Origin of the sequence: Stenotrophomonas sp. LGBM10 (assembly GCF_046736075.1) — a bacterium.
GTDB lineage: Bacteria > Pseudomonadota > Gammaproteobacteria > Xanthomonadales > Xanthomonadaceae > Stenotrophomonas.
The window spans coordinates 4241269-4258604 of the sequence record NZ_CP177163.1 but is presented as its reverse complement, the minus strand read 5'-3'; the positions used below and the strand labels follow the sequence as shown (position 1 = coordinate 4258604).

The window sequence follows — 17336 nt, the reverse complement described above, 5'->3', positions numbered from 1 at the left end:
GTCTTCTCTAAGTCAGGACAGCGTGGCGGATGGGGGTGATCGCACGCTGTCGATCAGGAAATATCGTCGGGGCTCAGCGCGATCCGGCACTGGTCCTGCAGGTTTCTGGCCAGCCGCACGCCCAGGTCCTTGGGAGTGGGGGTGTCGGCATCGAAGGCCGAAAGGAAGCGTTCAAAGGCCGGCCCGGCGAGGAAGGCGTCCAGCGCCTGGCGCCCGGCGGGATCCAGGTTGGCCGCGGCGTGGCTGGCCAGCGTGTCCGGCGTTGCGTTGGCGAAGGCGTCAATCACGCCCCTGCCGGCCGGCGTGGGCAGGAATGCCTCCCACTCGGCCATGATCGCAGCGCCGTCCTCGCCCAGCCCGAGCACCAGCTGGCGGCGGAATTCGGCGTCCAGATGGTCACGCACCGGACCCTTGGCGCACTCGCGGTCGGACGGCGCCAGCGCCTTCAGCGCGGGCACGTTGTCGATCATCACGTCGGTCAGCGATGCACCGACCGCGTCGAGATGCAACGCGCGGACCACATGGCCAACCTGCGCCTCGGTCGCCGGCGCCGCGTGGGCGGCACCGGTGGCGCAGGCCAGAACCAGCAGCAGCGCGCCTGCGCGCATCAGGCCTTGGCCTCGGCCATCAGGGTCACGAAACGGTCGAACAGCGGGGCCACGTCGTGCGGACCCGGCGAGGCTTCCGGATGGCCCTGGAACGAGAACGCCGGCACGTCGGTGCGCGCGATGCCCTGGTTGGTGCAGTCGAACAGCGAGCGGTGGGTCACCCGCAGGGTGGCCGGCAGCGAGGCCTCATCCACCGCGAACCCGTGGTTCTGCGAGGTGATCATCACCCGGCCGTCGTCCAGGTCCTGCACCGGATGGTTGGCGCCGTGGTGGCCGTGGCCCATCTTGACCGTCTTCGCACCGCTGGCCAGGGCCAGCAGCTGGTGACCCAGGCAGATGCCGAAGACCGGCAGCTTCTTGTCGAGGAACACCTTGATGGCCTCGATCGCGTAATCGCACGGTGCCGGGTCGCCCGGACCGTTGGACAGGAACACACCGTCCGGGTTCATCGCCAGCACCTCGGCGGCAGGCGTCTGCGCCGGCACCACGGTGATGTCGCAGCCACGCTCGGCGAGCATGCGCAGGATGTTCAGCTTGGCGCCGAAGTCGTAGGCCACCACTTTGAAACGCGGTGCGGCATTGACGAACGCGTTGCTGTCCAGGTCCAGCTGACCTTCGGTCCACGGGTAGGCCTTGTCGGTGCTGACCACCTTGGCCAGGTCCATGCCCTTCAGGCCGGGGAAGGTACGCGCCGCTTCCAGTGCCTTCGCGACATCCAGCCCCTCGCCGGCCATCAGCGCACCATTCTGGGCACCGCGCTCGCGCAGGATGCGGGTCAGCTTGCGCGTGTCGATGCCGGAGATCGCCACCACGCCACGCTGCAGCAGCCAGTCCTGCAGCGATACCTGGCTGCGCCAGTTGCTCGGGCGGCGCGGCACGTCGCGCACGATCAGACCGGCCGACCACACCTTGTGGGCTTCATCGTCCTGGTCGGTCATGCCGGTGTTGCCGATATGCGGGTAGGTCAGCGTGACCATCTGCCGGGCGTAGGAGGGATCAGTCAGCACTTCCTGATAGCCGGTCATGGCGGTGTTGAACACCACCTCACCGACGGACAGGCCGGGCGCGCCTACGGATTCGCCCTCGAATACGGTGCCGTCTTCGAGGACGAGGATTGCGGCTTGGGTCACGGGAATCTCACTTTGGCTACCGAGGGGTCACCGAAGTCACGCCACGCTTCACGGAAAAGCGGTTGCAAAAAAGCGCGGACTGCGGTGCGGGACCGGTCCGGCTGTCGTGATTCGGCGAGCGGGAATTGTAAAGGCAAGCACCCCGCGACGCCAGCGTTTGCATGCAATCGCTGACGTACGGTCACGCACGGCCACCCGGGGGTTCAGGGTGGGCCGTGCCCTGTTCAGCCTGCTTTGGCGGGTGCCGGGCCGTCGAGCAGGTCGCGGACCCGATAGCTGCCGGGAGCACGCCCATTCAGCTGGGTGGCGGCGAACAGTGCGCCGCGCGCGAAGATGTCGCGGTTGGTGGCGCGATGGGTGAGTTCGATGCGCTCACCGAGCCCGGTGAACTGCACCAGGTGCTCGCCCACGATGTCGCCGGCACGCAGGCTGGCGTAGTGCGGCTGCGCCCCACCCTTGCGCGCGGCCTCGCCCAGGGTCAGCGCCGTGCCCGAGGGGGCATCCTGCTTGTGGACGTGGTGGGATTCCACGATGTCGCAATCCCAGCCGGACAGCGCTGCGGCCGCCCGCTCGACCAGCTCATCCAGCACGGCCACGCCGAGGCTGAAATTGGAGGCCCACACCAGCGGAACCGCGCCGGCAGCGGCAATCAGGGCCTGGCGCTGCGCCTCGCTGATGCCGGTGGTGCCCGAGACCAGGCCGGCCCTGCGCTCCACGCACAGCGCCAGGATCGGATCGAAGCCTTCGGGCAGGCTGAAGTCGATCGCCACGTCGAACGGCGGCGCACCGGGCAGCTCGGCGCTGGCGAAGTGCGGAACACCGTCGACAACGCGCTGGGCCGGCGAACGGCCGGTCACGGCCGCGACGACCTGCAGATGGGGGTTGCCGGCTGCCAGCCGCAGCAGGGCCTGGCCCATCCGCCCGGAGGCACCGTGGATGAGCAAACGAAGGGGGGAAGTGGTCATGCCCGCAGGCTAGCGGGTGGCGGCAAGCCTGCACAAGAGGAAACAGCGTCCCTGGCTCGTCTATCGTTCGGCGTGACGCGATCTGATGCAAGCCGGTAAAACCCGGCTCTACAAGGCTGCGCCTGGTTCGGGCGATGCAAGCCCGTAGAGCCGGGCTCTGCCCGGCTGCCTTTCGTTCGGGCGTCACGCGATCTGACGCATGCCCGTAGAGCCGGGCTCTGCCCGGCTGCCTTTCGTTCGGCGTCATGCGATCTGACGCAAGCCGGGTAAAACCCGGCTCTACGCGGCTGCCTTCCGTTCGGACGTCGCACGATCTGATGCAAGCCGGGTAAAACCCGGCTCTACGTGGCTGCTTTTCGTTCGGCGTCGCGCGGTCTGACGCAAGCCGGGTAGAACCCGGCTCTACGTGGCTGCGCCTGGTTCGGGCGACGCGAGCCCGTAGAGCCGGGCTCTGCCCGGCTGCCTTTCGTTCGGGGTCGCGCGATCTGATGCAAGCCGGGTAGAACCCGGCTCTACGTGGCTGCCTTTCGTTCGGACGTCGCAACGTGGCTGCCTTTCGTTCGGACGTCGCACGATCTGATGCAAGCCGGGTAGAACCCGGCTCTACAAGGCTGCACCTGGTCCGGGCGATGCAAGCCCGTAGAGCCGGGCTCTGCCCGGCTGCCTTTCGTTCGGGCGTCACGCGATCTGACGCAAGCCGGGTAGAACCCGGCTCTACGAGGCTGCGCCTGGTTCGGGCGTCACGCGATCTGACGCAAGCCGGGTAGAACCCGGCTCTACGAGGCTGCGCCTGGTTCGGGCGTCACGCGATCTGACGCAAGCCGGGTAGAACCCGGCTCTACGTCTGGGCGGCACGCGATCCCAGCCACGCCGGGTAAACCCGGCGCTACCGCTTCGGCGGGGTTGGGCCGCAGTTGTCGCAACCGCCGCACGCGCCACCGCCGCCACTGGCGGGCGGGGCGACCTTCCTGCCCAGCGCCTGCAGCGCGGCGCTGCGGTCGGGCTTGAGCAGGGCCAGCGCCAGGGCGCCGCGCACCTTGCGTACGGTGCCAGGGAACTGCTTCTTCAGCACCACCCAGGCGCTGAACAGCACGATCAGCGCGACCACCACGTACTGCAGGAGCAACCCGGCGCTCATCAGCCGCCTCCCAGCGCCACGGTGACCTGGTAGGTGACCAGGGCAGCCAGGTATGCCGCCGCGAACAGGTAGAAGGTGGCGAAACCGACCTGCTTCCACGAGTTCGTTTCACGTTTGATCGTGGCCAGGGTCGAGATGCACATCGGCGCGTAGATGAACCACACCAGCAGCGACAGACCCGTCGCCAGCGACCAGCCGTGCGCCACCACCGGCGTCAGTGCCTGGATCGCGGCATCATCATCGGCCGCGGACAGCGCGTAGATCGTCGCCAGCGACGACACCGCCACTTCGCGCGCGCCCATGCCCGGAATCAGCGCGATGCAGATCTGCCAGTTGAAGCCCAGCGGCGCGAAGATCACCGCCATCGCATGGCCGATCTGGCCGGCGTAGCTGTAATCGATTGCCGGCATGGTCGCGTTCTCCGGCGCCCCCGGGAACGACAGCAGCACCCACAGCAGAATGGTCAGCGACAGAATGATGCCGCCCACGCGCTTGAGGAAGATCATGCCGCGCTCGTACAGGCCCACCGCCAGATCGCGCGGGTGCGGGATGCGGTAGGACGGCAGTTCCAGCATCAGCGGGTGCTCGCTCTTGTCGCGGCGCCACTTCTTCATCACCCACGACATCGCCAGCGCACTGAGGATGCCGGCGACATACAGACCGAACAGCACCAGGCCCTGCTGGCTGACGAAGCCCCACAGGGTTTTGGCGGGAATGAACGCGCCGATCAGCAGCGCATACACCGGCAGTCGCGCCGAGCAGGTCATCAGCGGTGCCACCAGGATGGTGGCGAGGCGGTCGCGCGGGTCCTGGATGCTGCGTGTGGCCATGATGCCCGGCACCGCGCAGGCGAAGCTGGACAGCAGCGGAATGAACGACCGCCCGGACAGGCCGGCCGAGGCCATCATGCGGTCGAGCAGGAACGCAGCGCGCGGCAGATACCCCGATTCCTCCAGCGCCAGGATGAAGGCGAACAGGATCAGGATCTGCGGGAGGAACACCACCACCCCGCCGACGCCGGCGATGATGCCGTCGGTGAGCAGGCTGGTCAGCGGCCCCTCGGGCAGCACCGCGCCCACGGTCTCGCCCAGCCAGCCGAAGCCGACCTCGATACCGTCCATCAGCGGCGTGGCCCAGGCGAACACCGCCTGGAAGATCAGGAACATCACCACCACCAGGGTGAGCAGCCCGAACACCGGGTGCAGCAGCCAGCGGTCCAGCGCGTCGTCGATCTTGGCGGTACGGGTCGGCATGCTCACCGAGGCGGCCAGGATGGCGCGTACGCGGGTGTGGTAATCCCCGCTCGTGTCGGGTGCCGCCACCGGCGCCTGCAGGTGCGGCACCATCGCGTCGAGGCGCTCGACCAGTGCGTGGGCGCCGTTGCGGCGCACCGCCACGGTTTCCACCACCGGCACGCCCAGCGCCTGTTCCAGCGCGGCGACGTCGATCTTGATGCCACGGCGCTCGGCCGCATCCACCATGTTCAGCGCCACGATCATCGGCTTGCCCAGCTCGCGCAGTTCCAGCGCGAAGCGCAGGTGCAGGCGCAGGTTGGTGGCGTCGATCACGCACAGCAGCACGTCCGGCGCCGCCTCGCCGGGATAGAAGCCCCGGCACAGGTCGCGGGTGATGGCCTCATCCAGGCTTGCCGGCTGCAGGCTGTAGGCGCCCGGCAGGTCGAGCACGGCGAATTCGCGACCGGACGGCGCGCGCAGGCGGCCTTCCTTGCGTTCCACAGTCACGCCGGTGTAATTGGCGACCTTCTGGCGGCTGCCGGTGAGCTGGTTGAACAGCGCGGTCTTGCCGCTGTTCGGGTTGCCCACCAGCGCCACGCGCAGCGGAAGGGCGGCGGCGCTCACGCCGGGGCTCCCGCAACGACCGCCGTCACCACGATGCGCCGGGCCTCGCTGCGACGCAGGGCGAAGCGGGTGAACCCGACCTGCACCAGCAGCGGCTCGCCGCCGACCGGACCACGGGCTACCAGACGCACATCTTCACCCGCGACGAAACCCAGCTCCTGGAGCCGGCGGGCGATGGCATCGTTTGCATGCAGTTCCTGCACGGATTCCACCAGAGCGGAGCTGTGCAGAGGCAGATCGGACAGCGTCACAGAGCGCCTTCTGGTTGATAGGAATGGTTATCAATTCTAGCATCGCCGCGTCGCGTCATGGCCCGTGACCAATGGCCCGCTATGATCTGTACATGTATGGAGTAATCGCAGGCCCCCTCGATGAGTGATGCACTACGGATAGAACGCAGCGGGTCGGTACTGACCCTGTGGCTGAACCGCCCCACCCTCCACAACGCCTTCGATGCGGCCCTGATCGCACAGCTGACCGCCGCCCTGGAGGCCGCTGGCCGCGACGAGCAGGTGCGCGCGGTGGTCCTGGCCGGCCAGGGCGCCTCGTTCTCGGCCGGCGCCGACATGCAGTGGATGCGCGGCATGGCCGCCGCCAGCGAGGAGGACAACCGCCAGGACTCGCTGGCGCTGGCGCGCCTGATGCGCACGCTGGATGAGCTGCCGCGCCCGACCATCGCCCGCGTGCACGGCGCCGCGTTTGGCGGCGGCGTGGGCCTGGTGGCCTGCTGCGACATCGCCATCGCCAGCACCAGCGCCCGTTTCGGCCTGACCGAAAGCCGGCTCGGCCTGCTGCCTGCGGTCATTTCCCCGTACGTGATCGACGCCATCGGCCCGCGCCAGGCGCGCCGCTGGTTCGCCACGGGCGAGCATTTCGACGCCGACACCGCCCTGCGCATCGGCCTGGTGCACCAGCTGATCGAACCTGAACGCATCGACGAAGCCGTGCAGCGCCAGCTCAGCCTGCTCGACAAGGCCGGCCCGATCGCCTCGTCCTCGGCCAAGGACCTGGTCCGCCGGGTGTCGGTGGGCCGCGACCGCGACGCGCTGGACCGCGACAATGCCGCCCTGATCGCCCGCCTGCGGGTATCGGCGGAGGGCCAGGAAGGCCTGGGCGCCTTCCTGGACAAGCGCGCCCCCCATTGGGTTACCCAGGACTGAGAACGCCACCATGCTCGACCATATCGGAATCCGCTGCGCCGACTTCGCCCGCAGCCTGGCCTTCTTCCAGCAGGCGCTGGCCCCGCTCGGCATCGGCGTGGTGATGCAGGTCAGTGCCGCCCAGACCGGCGACCACGACCATGCCGGGTTCGGCCGCACCGGCAAGCCGGACTTCTGGATCGGCAACGCCCCCGGCGCCCACGGCGGCGTGCATGTGGCCTTCAGCGCCGACAGCCGCGTCCAGGTCGACGCCTTCCACCAGGCGGCACTGGCCGCCGGCGGCCGCGACAACGGCGCCCCGGGCATCCGCGGGCACTACCACCCCGACTACTACGGGGCGTTCGTGCTCGACCCGGACGGCAACAACATCGAAGCGGTCTGCCACCGCCCGGGCTGAACGCCCCCGGCCGCCCCGGCGGCCGCGTCATTCACCGCGGGCTGGCCGCTTTGCCGCCCATCCCGCGTATCCCCCTTTCGTGGCCCGCCGGGGAACGTGGGCCACCCTCGCCTGCCAGGACTCTACGTGACCTCTCCCCTGACCCGATCCGCCCCGGTTGCCCGCCCCATCCCGTCATGGGAGCGCGCGCATGGATGACTTCGTCCGCATCGTCGAGGTCGGCCCGCGCGACGGGCTGCAGAACGAAGCCCAGCCGGTGGCGACCGCCGACAAGATCGAGCTGATCCGCCAGCTCTCCCTCACCGGCCTGCGCACCATCGAGGCGACCAGCTTCGTCAGCCCGCGCTGGGTGCCGCAGCTGGCCGACGCCGCCGAGGTCTATCAAGGCATCGAGCGCCTGCCCGGCATCGCCTACCCGGTGCTGGTGCCCAACGAACAGGGCTACGACCGCGCCCGTGCCGTGGGCGTGGAGGAAGTGGCGGTGTTCACCGCGGCCTCGGAAACGTTCAACCGCACCAACACCAACGCCGGCATCGACGAATCGCTGGCGCGCTTCGCGCCGATCCTCGAACGCGCCCGCGCCGACGGGGTCAAGGTGCGCGGCTACGTCTCCACCGTGCTTGGCTGCCCGTACCAGGGCGAGGTGCCGGTGAGCGAGGTGGTGCGCGTGGCCACCGCCCTGCACGACATGGGCTGTTACGAAATCTCGCTGGGCGACACCATCGGCGTGGGTACGCCGCGCAAGGCGCGCGCGATGCTGCGTGCGGTGGCCAGCGCGCTGCCGATGTCGGCGCTGGCCGTGCACTTCCACGACACCTACGGCCAGGCGCTGGCCAACATCGACGCCTGCCTGGAAGAAGGCGTGCGCGTGGTCGATTCGGCCGTGTCCGGCGCGGGCGGCTGCCCGTACGCCAAGGGCGCCAGCGGCAACGTCGCCAGCGAGGATGTGGTGTATCTGCTGCACGGCATCGGCATGCGCACCGGCATCGATCTGCCGGCACTGGCGGCCACCGGTCGTTGGCTGGCGGCGCGACTGGGCCGCGATACCGGCAGCAAGACCGGGAAGGCGCTGGCCGCCACATGACCCGCCGCAGCCCGCGCAAGGACGCTGCGGTCGGTGATCATCTCACCGCCCACGTCGATGCGCTGGCTGCACTGGACCGCGCCCTGGCGCAGGCACCGCCTGCCGCACTGCGCCAACTGCTGGAAGTGGCGCAGGCCGCCCTGCAGGAAGCGATGGACGAGCGCCAGCTCGCCCTGCGCCGCTATGCCGCGCTGTTCGACGCGGTGCCCGACCCGGTCAGCATCCTCAGCGAATCGGGCGTGGTGCTGGACCTCAACCACGCCGGCGTGCGTGCCTATGGGCGCAGCCGTGAGGACATCATCGGCCAGCCGATCGAACTGCTCAATCCGGACCTGCCCAGCGACCACCTCGACCCGGTCTGGGAGGCCCTGCACCGCGGCGAAACCTACGTCATCGAAGTCACCAACATGCGCGGCGACGGCAGCCGCTTCCCGGTGGAGGTCCACTCGGCCGGCTTCGAGCACCAGGGCGAGCACTGCATCGTCGCCGTCGCGCGTGACCTCAGCAGCCGCTGGCAGGCCGAGTCGCGCTACCGGCTGCTGATGGAGTCCATCGACAAGGGCGTGGTCCTGTTCGACCGGGAACTGCGCGTGGTGTCGGCCAACCCGGCCGCGCACCGCATCCTCGGCATCCCCGGCAACGGCAACAGCCTGCAGGCGATGCTGTGCCCGGAAGACTGGATCAGCGTGGACGAGCATGGCCATCCGCTCACCCGCGAACAGTGGCCGGCGGCGGTTTCGCTGCGCACCGGGCGGATCATCCGCAGCACCATCGTGGGCCTGTACCACCGGCCGCGCGGCCGGATGATCTGGATCTCGACCACCAACGTACCGGTCTACGGCACCGGCCGCGACAGCCCCGACCACGTGTTCGGGTTGTTCAGCGACATCACCGAGCTCAAGCGCAACAACACCCTGTTCGATCGCGCGCAGTCGCTGGCCCACATCGGCGGCTGGGAGTGGGACCGGGGCCTGCAGCGGCTGTACCTCACCGATGAAGCCACCCGCATCCTCGGCCAGGAGCCGCCGTTGCAGGACATGGCCCAGCTGCTCGACTGCCTGCGCCTGAACGACCGCTCGCTGCTGCAGCAGGCGCTGCTCGATGTGATCGACAAGCAGGCGCCGTTCGAGCTGGAGCTGCAGGGCCAGCGCAGCGACGGGCATACCTTCTGGGTGCGCATGATCGGCGAGGCCGAGGCCGGCGACGTCAGCGCCGCGCGCATCGCCGGCACCGTGCAGGACATCACCGCACGCAAGCAGGCCGAGGAAACCCTGCGCATCCAGGCACGCACCGACCCGCTGACCGGCATCATGAACCGCGACGCGGTGCTCAACGACCTCGCCGCGCGCATGGCCAACCCGACCCACTGCCGGGTGGCGGTGCTGTACATCGACCTGGACCGTTTCAAGACCGTCAACGACCTGCTCGGCCACAACGCCGGCGACGAACTGCTGATCGATGCCACCCGCCGCATCGCCACTGCGATCGGCACCGAGGGGCTGGTGGCCCGCTTCGGCGGCGATGAATTCCTGGTGATCTGCGACACCCGCGACCAGCACGACCAGCCCGAGCGCCTGGCCGATGCCATCACCCAGGCGTTCAGCACGCCGTTCCGCTTCGGCAGCGACGAGTTCGCGGTGACCGCCAGCATCGGCATCGCCCGCGCACCGCAGGACGGGTTGCGCCCGCAGCAGCTGATCCAGAACGCGGACATCGCCATGTACGACTGCAAGCGCCGCACCCGCAACGGCTGGCAGGTGTTCTCGCCGGAACTGGCGCAGCGCCAGCACGATCGCCTGCAGATTGAAAGCCGCCTGCACCGTGCGCTGGACGACGACGAATTCCATCTGGTCTACCAGCCGCAGGTGGACCTGCGCAGCGGCCAGCTGGTGGCTGCCGAGGCGTTGATCCGCTGGCGCAACACGCAGCTGGGCGAACTGCGCCCGGACATCTTCATCGGCCACGCCGAAAGCACCGGCGACATCGTGCGCATCGGCCTGTGGGTGCTGCGCGAGGCCTGCCGCCAGGTGCGTCAATGGCAGAACGACGGGCTGGGCATCGTGCGGGTGGCGGTCAATGTGTCCTACCGCCAGTTCGTCGGCGAGGACCTGGCCCGCAACGTCCGCCAGGTGCTCGACGAGTTCGGCCTGCCCGGCAGCGCGCTGGAGCTGGAATTCACCGAGCGGGTGCTGATCGAGGATGCCCCGGACACCCTGCAGACCTTCGCCCGGCTGCGCGAGATGGGTGTGCTGCTCACCATCGACGACTTCGGCGAAGGCTACAGCGCACTGAACTACCTGCGCCGGCTGCCGATCCACGGCCTCAAGCTGAGCCAGCTGTTCGTCGAGGGCGTGCCCGGCAACCGCTCCGACGTGGCGGTATGCGAGGCGGTGTGCGGCATCGCCCGCAGCCTCGGGCTGGGCCTGGTGGCCGAGGGCATCGAATCCGAACAGCAGCGCCACTTCCTGCAGACGCTGGGGGTGGCGGTCGGCCAGGGCTTCCTGTTCGCGCCCGGCCTGCCGCCGGACGAGTTCGCCCGGCGCCTGGCCGCGCGCCCCGCGCCGGCAGCGGCGGTGCACAACGGCGAAACCGGCCGCATCCGCTAGAATCGGCGCTTCCAGACTCCACAGGTACGCGCAATGCAGCTGTCTTCCGTCCGCGCCGTCATCACCGGCGGCGTTTCCGGCCTGGGCCTGTCCGTGGCCCGTCACCTGGTCGCCCACGGCGGCAAGGTGGCCCTGTTCGACCTCAACGACGACAAGGGGGCGGCCGCCGTCGCCGAGCTCGGCGACGCGCATGCGCGCTACTTCACCACCAACGTCAGCGACGAAGCCGCCGTGGTGGCCAACATCGACGCCGCCCACGACTTCCTTGGCGGGCTGAACGTGGCCATCAACTGCGCCGGCATCCTTGGCGCCGGCCGCGTGCTGGGCAAGGAAGCGCCGATGCCGCTGGCCAACTTCCAGGGCACCGTGATGGTCAACCTGGTCGGCAGCTTCAACGTCGCCAAGGCCGCCGCCAACCGCATGCAGCACAATGCCGCCGGCGATGACGGCGAACGCGGCGTGATCATCAACACCGCCAGCGTGGCCGCCTACGAAGGCCAGATCGGCCAGGCCGCCTATGCCGCGTCCAAGGGCGGCGTGGTGGGCATGACCCTGCCGATGGCACGCGAGCTGTCACGCTTCGGCATCCGCGTGATGACCATCGCCCCGGGCATCTTCTGGACGCCGATGGTCGATGGCATGCCGCCGGCCGTGCAGGAATCCCTGGCCGCCTCGATCCCGTTCCCGCCGCGCCTGGGCAAGCCGGAGGATTTCGCCGGCCTGGTCGGCCACATCCTCGGCAACACCTACCTCAACGGCGAAACCATCCGCCTCGATGGTGCGGTGCGCCTGGCACCCAAGTAACATCCGCGCCACCCACTGGGCGTCCTTGCGGGCGCCCGACACCTCCACGAACCGACCGTCACTCCCATGAAAGCCAACGACATCAAGAAAGGCAACGTCGTCGAATACAACAACGGCGTCTACCAGATCCGCGACATCGAACGCAGCTCGCCGCAGGGCCGCGGCGGCAACGTGCGCTTCCGTTTCATCATGTACAGCGTGCCGGGCGGCAACAAGCTCGACGCCAGCTTCGATGCCGACGACAACCTGCCGGAAGTCGAGCTGCTGCGCCGCCAGTCCACCTATTCGTACAAGGACGGCGACGCGTTCGTGTTCCTGGACGACGAGGACTACACCCCCTACACCCTGGATGCCGATGTGGTCGGCGATGACGCCGGTTACATCACCGATGGCCTGACCGGCATCTACGTGCAGGTGATCGACGAAACGCCGGTGGCCGTGCAGCTGCCCACCAGCGTGGTGCTGGAAGTGATCGAAACGCCGCCGGAACTCAAGGGTGGCACCGCCACCAAGCGTCCGAAGCCGGCCAAGCTCAACACCGGCATCGAAATCATGGTGCCGGAGTACATCGCCAACGGCGAGCGCGTGCTGGTCAACACCACCACCGGTGAATTTGCCGGCCGTGCCGACTAAACGCATCGTTCTGGCAGCCTGCCTGTCCCTGCTTGCGGCGTGCGCGCCGCGGGCAGCGGACAGCGCCGGCGAAGAGGCCGACGCGGTGGTGGAGACGCCCCACGCAGATGAGGTGGCGGCAGCGGCCCAGGTGCCGCCGCCGCCCGATCCCGTGCCTGATGCCGACCCGGCAACGGACAGCGCCGGCGCCACCGTCGGTGGCGATGCATCCGGCATGCCCGACAGCCGCGAACAGCTGGATCGCGCCCGCGCCGATGCCGGATGCGACATTCCCGAAGCGGTCTACGACCTCAACGACATCCGGGTGTACTGCGCGCTGCCGGCCGACGCGCGCGCCTTCCTCGAACGCGAGAACACCTGCCAGCACTTTGCTGGCGAAGAGGCGTACGACGACGCCCGGGCCGAAGAACTGGCCGCCGCCGGCGAAACCTTCTGCGACGGACGCAAACGCCTGTTCGCCGGCCTGTTGGACACCCACGGCGACGACTGCACCCTCCGCCACCTGCTGCTCGACGTGGGCACGCGCTACGACCTGTTCACCGGGGAGGCGCCGGAGGACTGCCCGCCCGGCACCGCCCGCTGAGGCCGGTGCCGGTCAGGGCCGCGCTGCCAGCGCGGGCGCGCCGGCGAAATCGCCGCAGCCGTGGTACTGGCGCGCACCCACGGTCAGCATCGCCGTGGCACCGAATGCATGGCCGCTCATGTCGTCCTGGCACACCGTGCGCTGGAACGTGAGCTTGATGTCGGTGCCATCGGCGGCCTTGCCCGACCAGCCATCCTTGCCCTGCGTGGGTGTGGCGATCTCGAACGTGCGCTGGCCGTAGTCGGTTTCCACGCGCAGGTGCGGTGTGGCGCCGTCGGCCACCACGGCCAGCCAGCCCGGCTCGTTGCCGGTGGCACGGAACGCCGTACCGGCCGCTGCGGCCGGCGGCGGCACCGTGGCGCCCTCTTCACCCGCGCCGGTGCAGCTGCGGTCTGCCTCGCCCTTCAGCGTCAGGATGCCCTCGGTGGTGCCCTTGGTCCAGAACACATTGCCTTCGCCGTCCCCGTACTTTGCGCCGGAAGCGGCTGGCTGGGACGACATCGCGAAGGTGCGCTCACCGGCCACCACGGTTGCCGACTCCTGGCCGCGGTAGGTCGCCTGCACGGCGATGTCGCCGCACTGGAACGCATAGACGCGGGTATCGGCGCTACCGGTCGTGGTCGGCGGCGCATCGGTGCCGCCCGCTGCTGCATCGGCCGGGTCGGCCGGTGCCTGCGGCGCCGGCTGGCAGGCCGCCAGCGTCAGCACGATGGCCAGACTCAACAGTCCCTGGGATGCACGCATGTTCGACTCCTTGCAGTTGTTTCACTCAACACCCGATCCTAGCGCGCGTGCGGCCGGGGGAGGTGAAGCGGCGGTGACCCGGCGGTTACGCGCGCGCTCAGGCACCGCGCGCCGGCAGTATCCCCACCGACAGCAGATGCACGCCGGCGGGCGACGAACAGCGTGCCCAGACCCGCAGCAGCCGCAGGTGGCGCACCTGCTCGCAACCGTGGGCGGTATAGACCAGGCACACGTCGCTGGCGGCCAGCAGCAGCTGGCCGCAGGCCAGGTACTCGATCGCGCCCTGCTCGATCGCCACCACGTGCAGGCGACGCGCCGCCCAGGCCAGCAGGCAGGGATGCGCGCCCTGCCAATGGCCCGATGCGTCGGTGAAGAACAGGGCCGGCGACAGCCACTGCCGCGTCGCCTCCACGTCCTGCGCCAGCAGCATGCCGTGCAGCCCGGCTTCGGCCAGCGCCGTGCGCTGTTCCATCTCCTGCGGATTCATCTCATCCTCCACGGTGTCGCCGCCACGGCCAGCGCCAGCGCCGGACGCCCTGCACCAGTACGTAGAACAACGGCACGAAAAACACCGCCAGCACGGTGCCCGTCAGCATCCCGCCGAACACGCCGGTGCCGATCGCATGCTGGGTCTCGGCCGACGCGCCGGAGGCCAGCATCAGCGGCACCACACCCAGCGCGAACGCCAGCGAGGTCATCAGGATCGGCCGCAGCCGCAGCCGTGCCGCCTCCACGGCGGCCTCGACCACGCCGCGCCCCTGCTGCTGCAGCTGCCGGGCGAACTCCACGATCAGAATCGCGTTCTTGGCCGACAACCCAATCACCGTGATCATGCCCACCTTGAAGAACACATCGTTGGGCAGGCCGCGCAGCAGTACCGCGGCGACCGCGCCCAGCAGGCCCAGCGGTACCACCAGCATCACCGCCGCCGGAATCGACCAGCTTTCATACAGCGCAGCCAGCACCAGGAACACGACCAGCATCGACAGCACCAGCAGCCACGGCGCCTGCGCCCCCGAGGCGCGCTCCTGCAGCGACTGGCCGGTCCACGCCAGCGCGAAGCCGGCCGGCAGCTGCCGGGCCAGGCGCTCCATCTCGGCCATTGCCTGGCCGCTGGAGGCGCCCGGTGCGGCGTTGCCGGACACGCTCAGTGCCGGAAAGCCCTGGTAGCGCTCCAACTGCAGCGGGGTCTGCGACCACACCGGCGTGACCACCTCGGACAACGCCACCATGCCGCCCGTGGCATTGCGCACGTGCAGCTTCAGCACGTCCTCCACCTGCATCCGATGGGGCGCGTCGGCCTGCACGATCACCTGCTGCATGCGGCCGGCATTGGGGAAGTCGTTCACGTACTGCGACCCCATCGCCGCCGACAGCGTGTCACTGATGCGGGTGAAGCCAACGCCCATCGCCTCGGCCTTGTGGCGGTCGATCTCCAGCCGCACGGTACTGCCCGCCGGCAGTCCTTCGGCATACACATCGCGCAGCAGCGGACTCTTCGCCGCCAGCGCCAGCAGGTGCTGCAGTGCCGCCTGCAGCTGCGCGTGGTCCTGGCCCGCGCGCGCCTGCAGGCGCAGCTCGAAGCCCGATGAATTGCCCAGGCTGTCGATCGCCGGCGGCATCACGCTCATGACCTGCCCCTCCGATGCCGCCGCCATCGCCGCCTGGGCGCGCTGCACCTCATCGCTGGCACTCGCGCCGTCGCGCGCATTCCAGTCCTTGAGCATGGTGTAGGCCAGCGCTGCATTCGGGCCCGAACCGGCGAAGCTGTAGCCCATGATCGACTGGTTGGATGCGATCCCCGGGCGCGACGCCACGTGCGCCTCATACCGCTCGACCACCGCCAGGGTGCGCTCGGCGGTGGCATCGGCCGGCAGCTGGATCGACGTCATGAAATAGCCCTGGTCTTCTTCGGGCAGGAACGCCCCCGGCACCAGCTGCAGACCAACCCCAAGCGCGATCACCAGCGCCACGAACACGGCCATGCCACGTCCGCCCCGCTGCAGGATCCGCACCACCCGCCGCTGGTAGCCGGCCGTCATCCGCTCGACACCGCGGTTGAACCACCCGAAGAACCCGCCCCGCCCGTGATGACCGCGGGTACTCGGGCTGAGCAGGGTCGCGCACAGCGCCGGGGTCAGGCTCAGCGCCAGGATCGCCGAGAACAGGATCGACACCGACATGGCCAGCGTGAACTGCCGGTAGATCGCCCCGACCGATCCGTCAGCGAAGGCCATCGGAATGAAGACCGCGGTCAGCACCAGGGTGATGCCGATCACCGCGCCGGTCAGCTCCTTCATCGCCTTGGCCGTGGCCTCGCGCGGCGGCAGGCCCTCCTCGGCCATGATCCGCTCGACGCCTTCGACCACCACGATCGCGTCGTCGACGATGATGCCGATCGCCAGCACCATGCCGAACATGGTCAGCACGTTGATCGACACGCCCGCGGCCAGCATCACCGCGAACGTGCCGAGCAGTGCGATCGGCGCCACGATCGCCGGAATCAGCGTATAGCGGATGTTCTGCAGGAACAGATAAATCACCGCAAACACCAGCACCATTGCTTCGATCAGCGTGATCAGCACCTGGCGGATGGAGATCTCCACGAACGGCGCGGTGTCGAACGGCACCGTCGCCTGCATGCCTGCCGGCAGCGTCGGCGCCAGCTCGGCAATGCGCGCACGCACCGCGCGGGCGGTACGCACCGCGTTGGCGCCGGGCGACAGCTGGATCGCCGCGGCCGTGGCCGGCACACCGTCCTCACGGGTGGACCAGGCATAGCTCTGCGCGCCCAGCTCGACCCGTGCCACGTCGCCAAGGAGCACCTTGCCGCCATCGCTACGGGCACGCAGCACGATCGCGGCGAACGCCTCCGGCGTGGTCAACTGGCCTTCGGCGGTCAGCGGAATCGTCACGCGCTGGCCGGGCAGCGCGGGCGAATCACCCACGCGGCCCGGCGCGATCTGCACGTTCTGCGCGGCGATCGCCTGGGTCAGGTCATCCAGGGTGAGGCTGTACGCGGTGAGCTGCGCCGGGTCCACCCAGATCCGCATCGCGCGTTCGGCGCCGAACAGCTGCACGCGGCCGACGCCATCGATGCGGCGCAGCTCATCAACGATGTTGCGCGCCATGTAGTCGCTCAGGTCGACCTCGTCCAGGCGCCCATCCACCGATTTCAGGCCGACCAGCATCAGGAAGCCCGAATCGGCCGCTTCCACCGTCAAGCCGTTCTGGCGCACCACCTGCGGCAGCCGCGGCTCGATGGCCTTGATGCGGTTCTGCACGTCCACCTGCGCAAGCTCCGGGTCGGTGCCGGGGCGGAAGGTGGCCGAGATGGTGGCCTCGCCGGAGGTATCGGTGGAGGAGGAGAAGTACAGCAGATGCTTCACCCCGGACAGCTCGCGCTCGATCAGGCCGACCACGGCATCGTTCATGGTCTGCGGGGTGGCGCCTGGGTAGCTGGCGTAGATGCTCACGCTGGGCGGCGCAACGGCGGGATAGCGCTCGATCGCGAGGCGTGGAATCGCCAGCACGCCGGCGAGCACCACGAAAATGGCCAGCACCCAGGCGAACACCGGGCGGTCGATGAAAAACTGGGGCATGCAACGTCCTTTGCGCGTCGGGT

The 17336-nt window shown here is 69.2% G+C and carries 16 protein-coding genes; 7 read left to right on the top strand and 9 right to left on the bottom strand.

Going from position 1 to position 17336, the window contains the following annotated elements; all coding sequences use genetic code 11:
- Positions 1 to 53: 53 nt before the first annotated feature.
- The 6 genes from ACLB90_RS18800 to ACLB90_RS18775 form a co-directional block, all read right to left on the bottom strand.
- Entirely contained in the window at positions 54 to 608 is a 555-nt protein-coding gene (locus ACLB90_RS18800; RefSeq protein WP_411850875.1) for a hypothetical protein, read from the bottom strand.
- Positions 608 to 1738, bottom strand: coding sequence for a glutamine-hydrolyzing carbamoyl-phosphate synthase small subunit (gene carA, locus ACLB90_RS18795; protein WP_411850874.1), 1131 nt, complete (start codon positions 1736 to 1738; stop codon positions 608 to 610). The genes ACLB90_RS18800 and carA overlap by 1 nt, the downstream gene beginning before the upstream one ends.
- Positions 1739 to 1962: 224 nt before the next feature.
- Positions 1963 to 2703, bottom strand: coding sequence for a 4-hydroxy-tetrahydrodipicolinate reductase (dapB, locus tag ACLB90_RS18790; RefSeq protein ID WP_411850873.1), 741 nt, complete (start codon positions 2701 to 2703; stop codon positions 1963 to 1965).
- Positions 2704 to 3589: 886 nt separating this feature from the next.
- On the bottom strand, positions 3590 to 3841 hold the full coding sequence (locus ACLB90_RS18785) for a DUF6587 family protein (RefSeq protein ID WP_411850872.1): 252 nt from the start codon (positions 3839 to 3841) through the stop codon (positions 3590 to 3592).
- Complete coding sequence (gene feoB, locus ACLB90_RS18780; protein WP_411850871.1) at positions 3841 to 5700, bottom strand: ferrous iron transport protein B; 1860 nt, start codon at positions 5698 to 5700, stop codon at positions 3841 to 3843. Before feoB ends, ACLB90_RS18785 begins: the two co-directional genes overlap by 1 nt.
- Positions 5697 to 5951 carry a FeoA family protein gene (locus tag ACLB90_RS18775; protein WP_411850870.1) on the bottom strand — a complete coding sequence of 85 codons (255 nt, stop codon included), beginning with the start codon at positions 5949 to 5951 and terminating at the stop codon, positions 5697 to 5699. The genes feoB and ACLB90_RS18775 overlap by 4 nt, the downstream gene beginning before the upstream one ends.
- 120 nt (positions 5952 to 6071) lie before the next feature.
- On the opposite strand from ACLB90_RS18775, the gene ACLB90_RS18770 reads away from it, so the two are divergent.
- The 7 genes from ACLB90_RS18770 (at position 6072) to ACLB90_RS18740 (ending at position 12967) form a co-directional block, all read left to right on the top strand.
- Positions 6072 to 6860 (top strand): enoyl-CoA hydratase-related protein, encoded by a 789-nt coding sequence (locus tag ACLB90_RS18770; RefSeq protein ID WP_411850869.1) that lies wholly within the window; start codon positions 6072 to 6074, stop codon positions 6858 to 6860.
- 10 nt (positions 6861 to 6870) lie between these two features.
- Positions 6871 to 7257 (top strand): VOC family protein, encoded by a 387-nt coding sequence (locus tag ACLB90_RS18765; protein ID WP_411850868.1) that lies wholly within the window; start codon positions 6871 to 6873, stop codon positions 7255 to 7257.
- A gap of 190 nt (positions 7258 to 7447) precedes the next feature.
- Entirely contained in the window at positions 7448 to 8341 is an 894-nt protein-coding gene (locus ACLB90_RS18760; RefSeq protein ID WP_411850867.1) for a hydroxymethylglutaryl-CoA lyase, read from the top strand.
- Positions 8338 to 10947 carry an EAL domain-containing protein gene (locus tag ACLB90_RS18755; RefSeq protein ID WP_411850866.1) on the top strand — a complete coding sequence of 870 codons (2610 nt, stop codon included), beginning with the start codon at positions 8338 to 8340 and terminating at the stop codon, positions 10945 to 10947. The genes ACLB90_RS18760 and ACLB90_RS18755 overlap by 4 nt, the downstream gene beginning before the upstream one ends.
- A gap of 33 nt (positions 10948 to 10980) precedes the next feature.
- Positions 10981 to 11751 carry an SDR family NAD(P)-dependent oxidoreductase gene (locus tag ACLB90_RS18750; protein WP_411850865.1) on the top strand — a complete coding sequence of 257 codons (771 nt, stop codon included), beginning with the start codon at positions 10981 to 10983 and terminating at the stop codon, positions 11749 to 11751.
- 66 nt (positions 11752 to 11817) lie between these two features.
- Positions 11818 to 12384: an elongation factor P-like protein YeiP gene (yeiP, locus tag ACLB90_RS18745; protein ID WP_411850864.1), complete on the top strand. Its 567-nt coding sequence runs from the start codon at positions 11818 to 11820 to the stop codon at positions 12382 to 12384.
- Complete coding sequence (locus ACLB90_RS18740) at positions 12374 to 12967, top strand: hypothetical protein (protein ID WP_411850863.1); 594 nt, start codon at positions 12374 to 12376, stop codon at positions 12965 to 12967. The genes yeiP and ACLB90_RS18740 overlap by 11 nt, the downstream gene beginning before the upstream one ends.
- A gap of 12 nt (positions 12968 to 12979) precedes the next feature.
- Here ACLB90_RS18740 and ACLB90_RS18735 read toward each other — a convergent pair whose 3' ends face one another.
- The 3 genes from ACLB90_RS18735 to ACLB90_RS18725 form a co-directional block, all read right to left on the bottom strand.
- Complete coding sequence (locus ACLB90_RS18735; RefSeq protein ID WP_411850862.1) at positions 12980 to 13711, bottom strand: MliC family protein; 732 nt, start codon at positions 13709 to 13711, stop codon at positions 12980 to 12982.
- Between the two features lie 97 nt (positions 13712 to 13808).
- Entirely contained in the window at positions 13809 to 14198 is a 390-nt protein-coding gene (locus ACLB90_RS18730; protein ID WP_411850861.1) for a hypothetical protein, read from the bottom strand.
- Between the two features lies 1 nt (position 14199).
- Complete coding sequence (locus ACLB90_RS18725; RefSeq protein WP_411850860.1) at positions 14200 to 17313, bottom strand: multidrug efflux RND transporter permease subunit; 3114 nt, start codon at positions 17311 to 17313, stop codon at positions 14200 to 14202.
- Positions 17314 to 17336 lie beyond the last annotated feature (23 nt).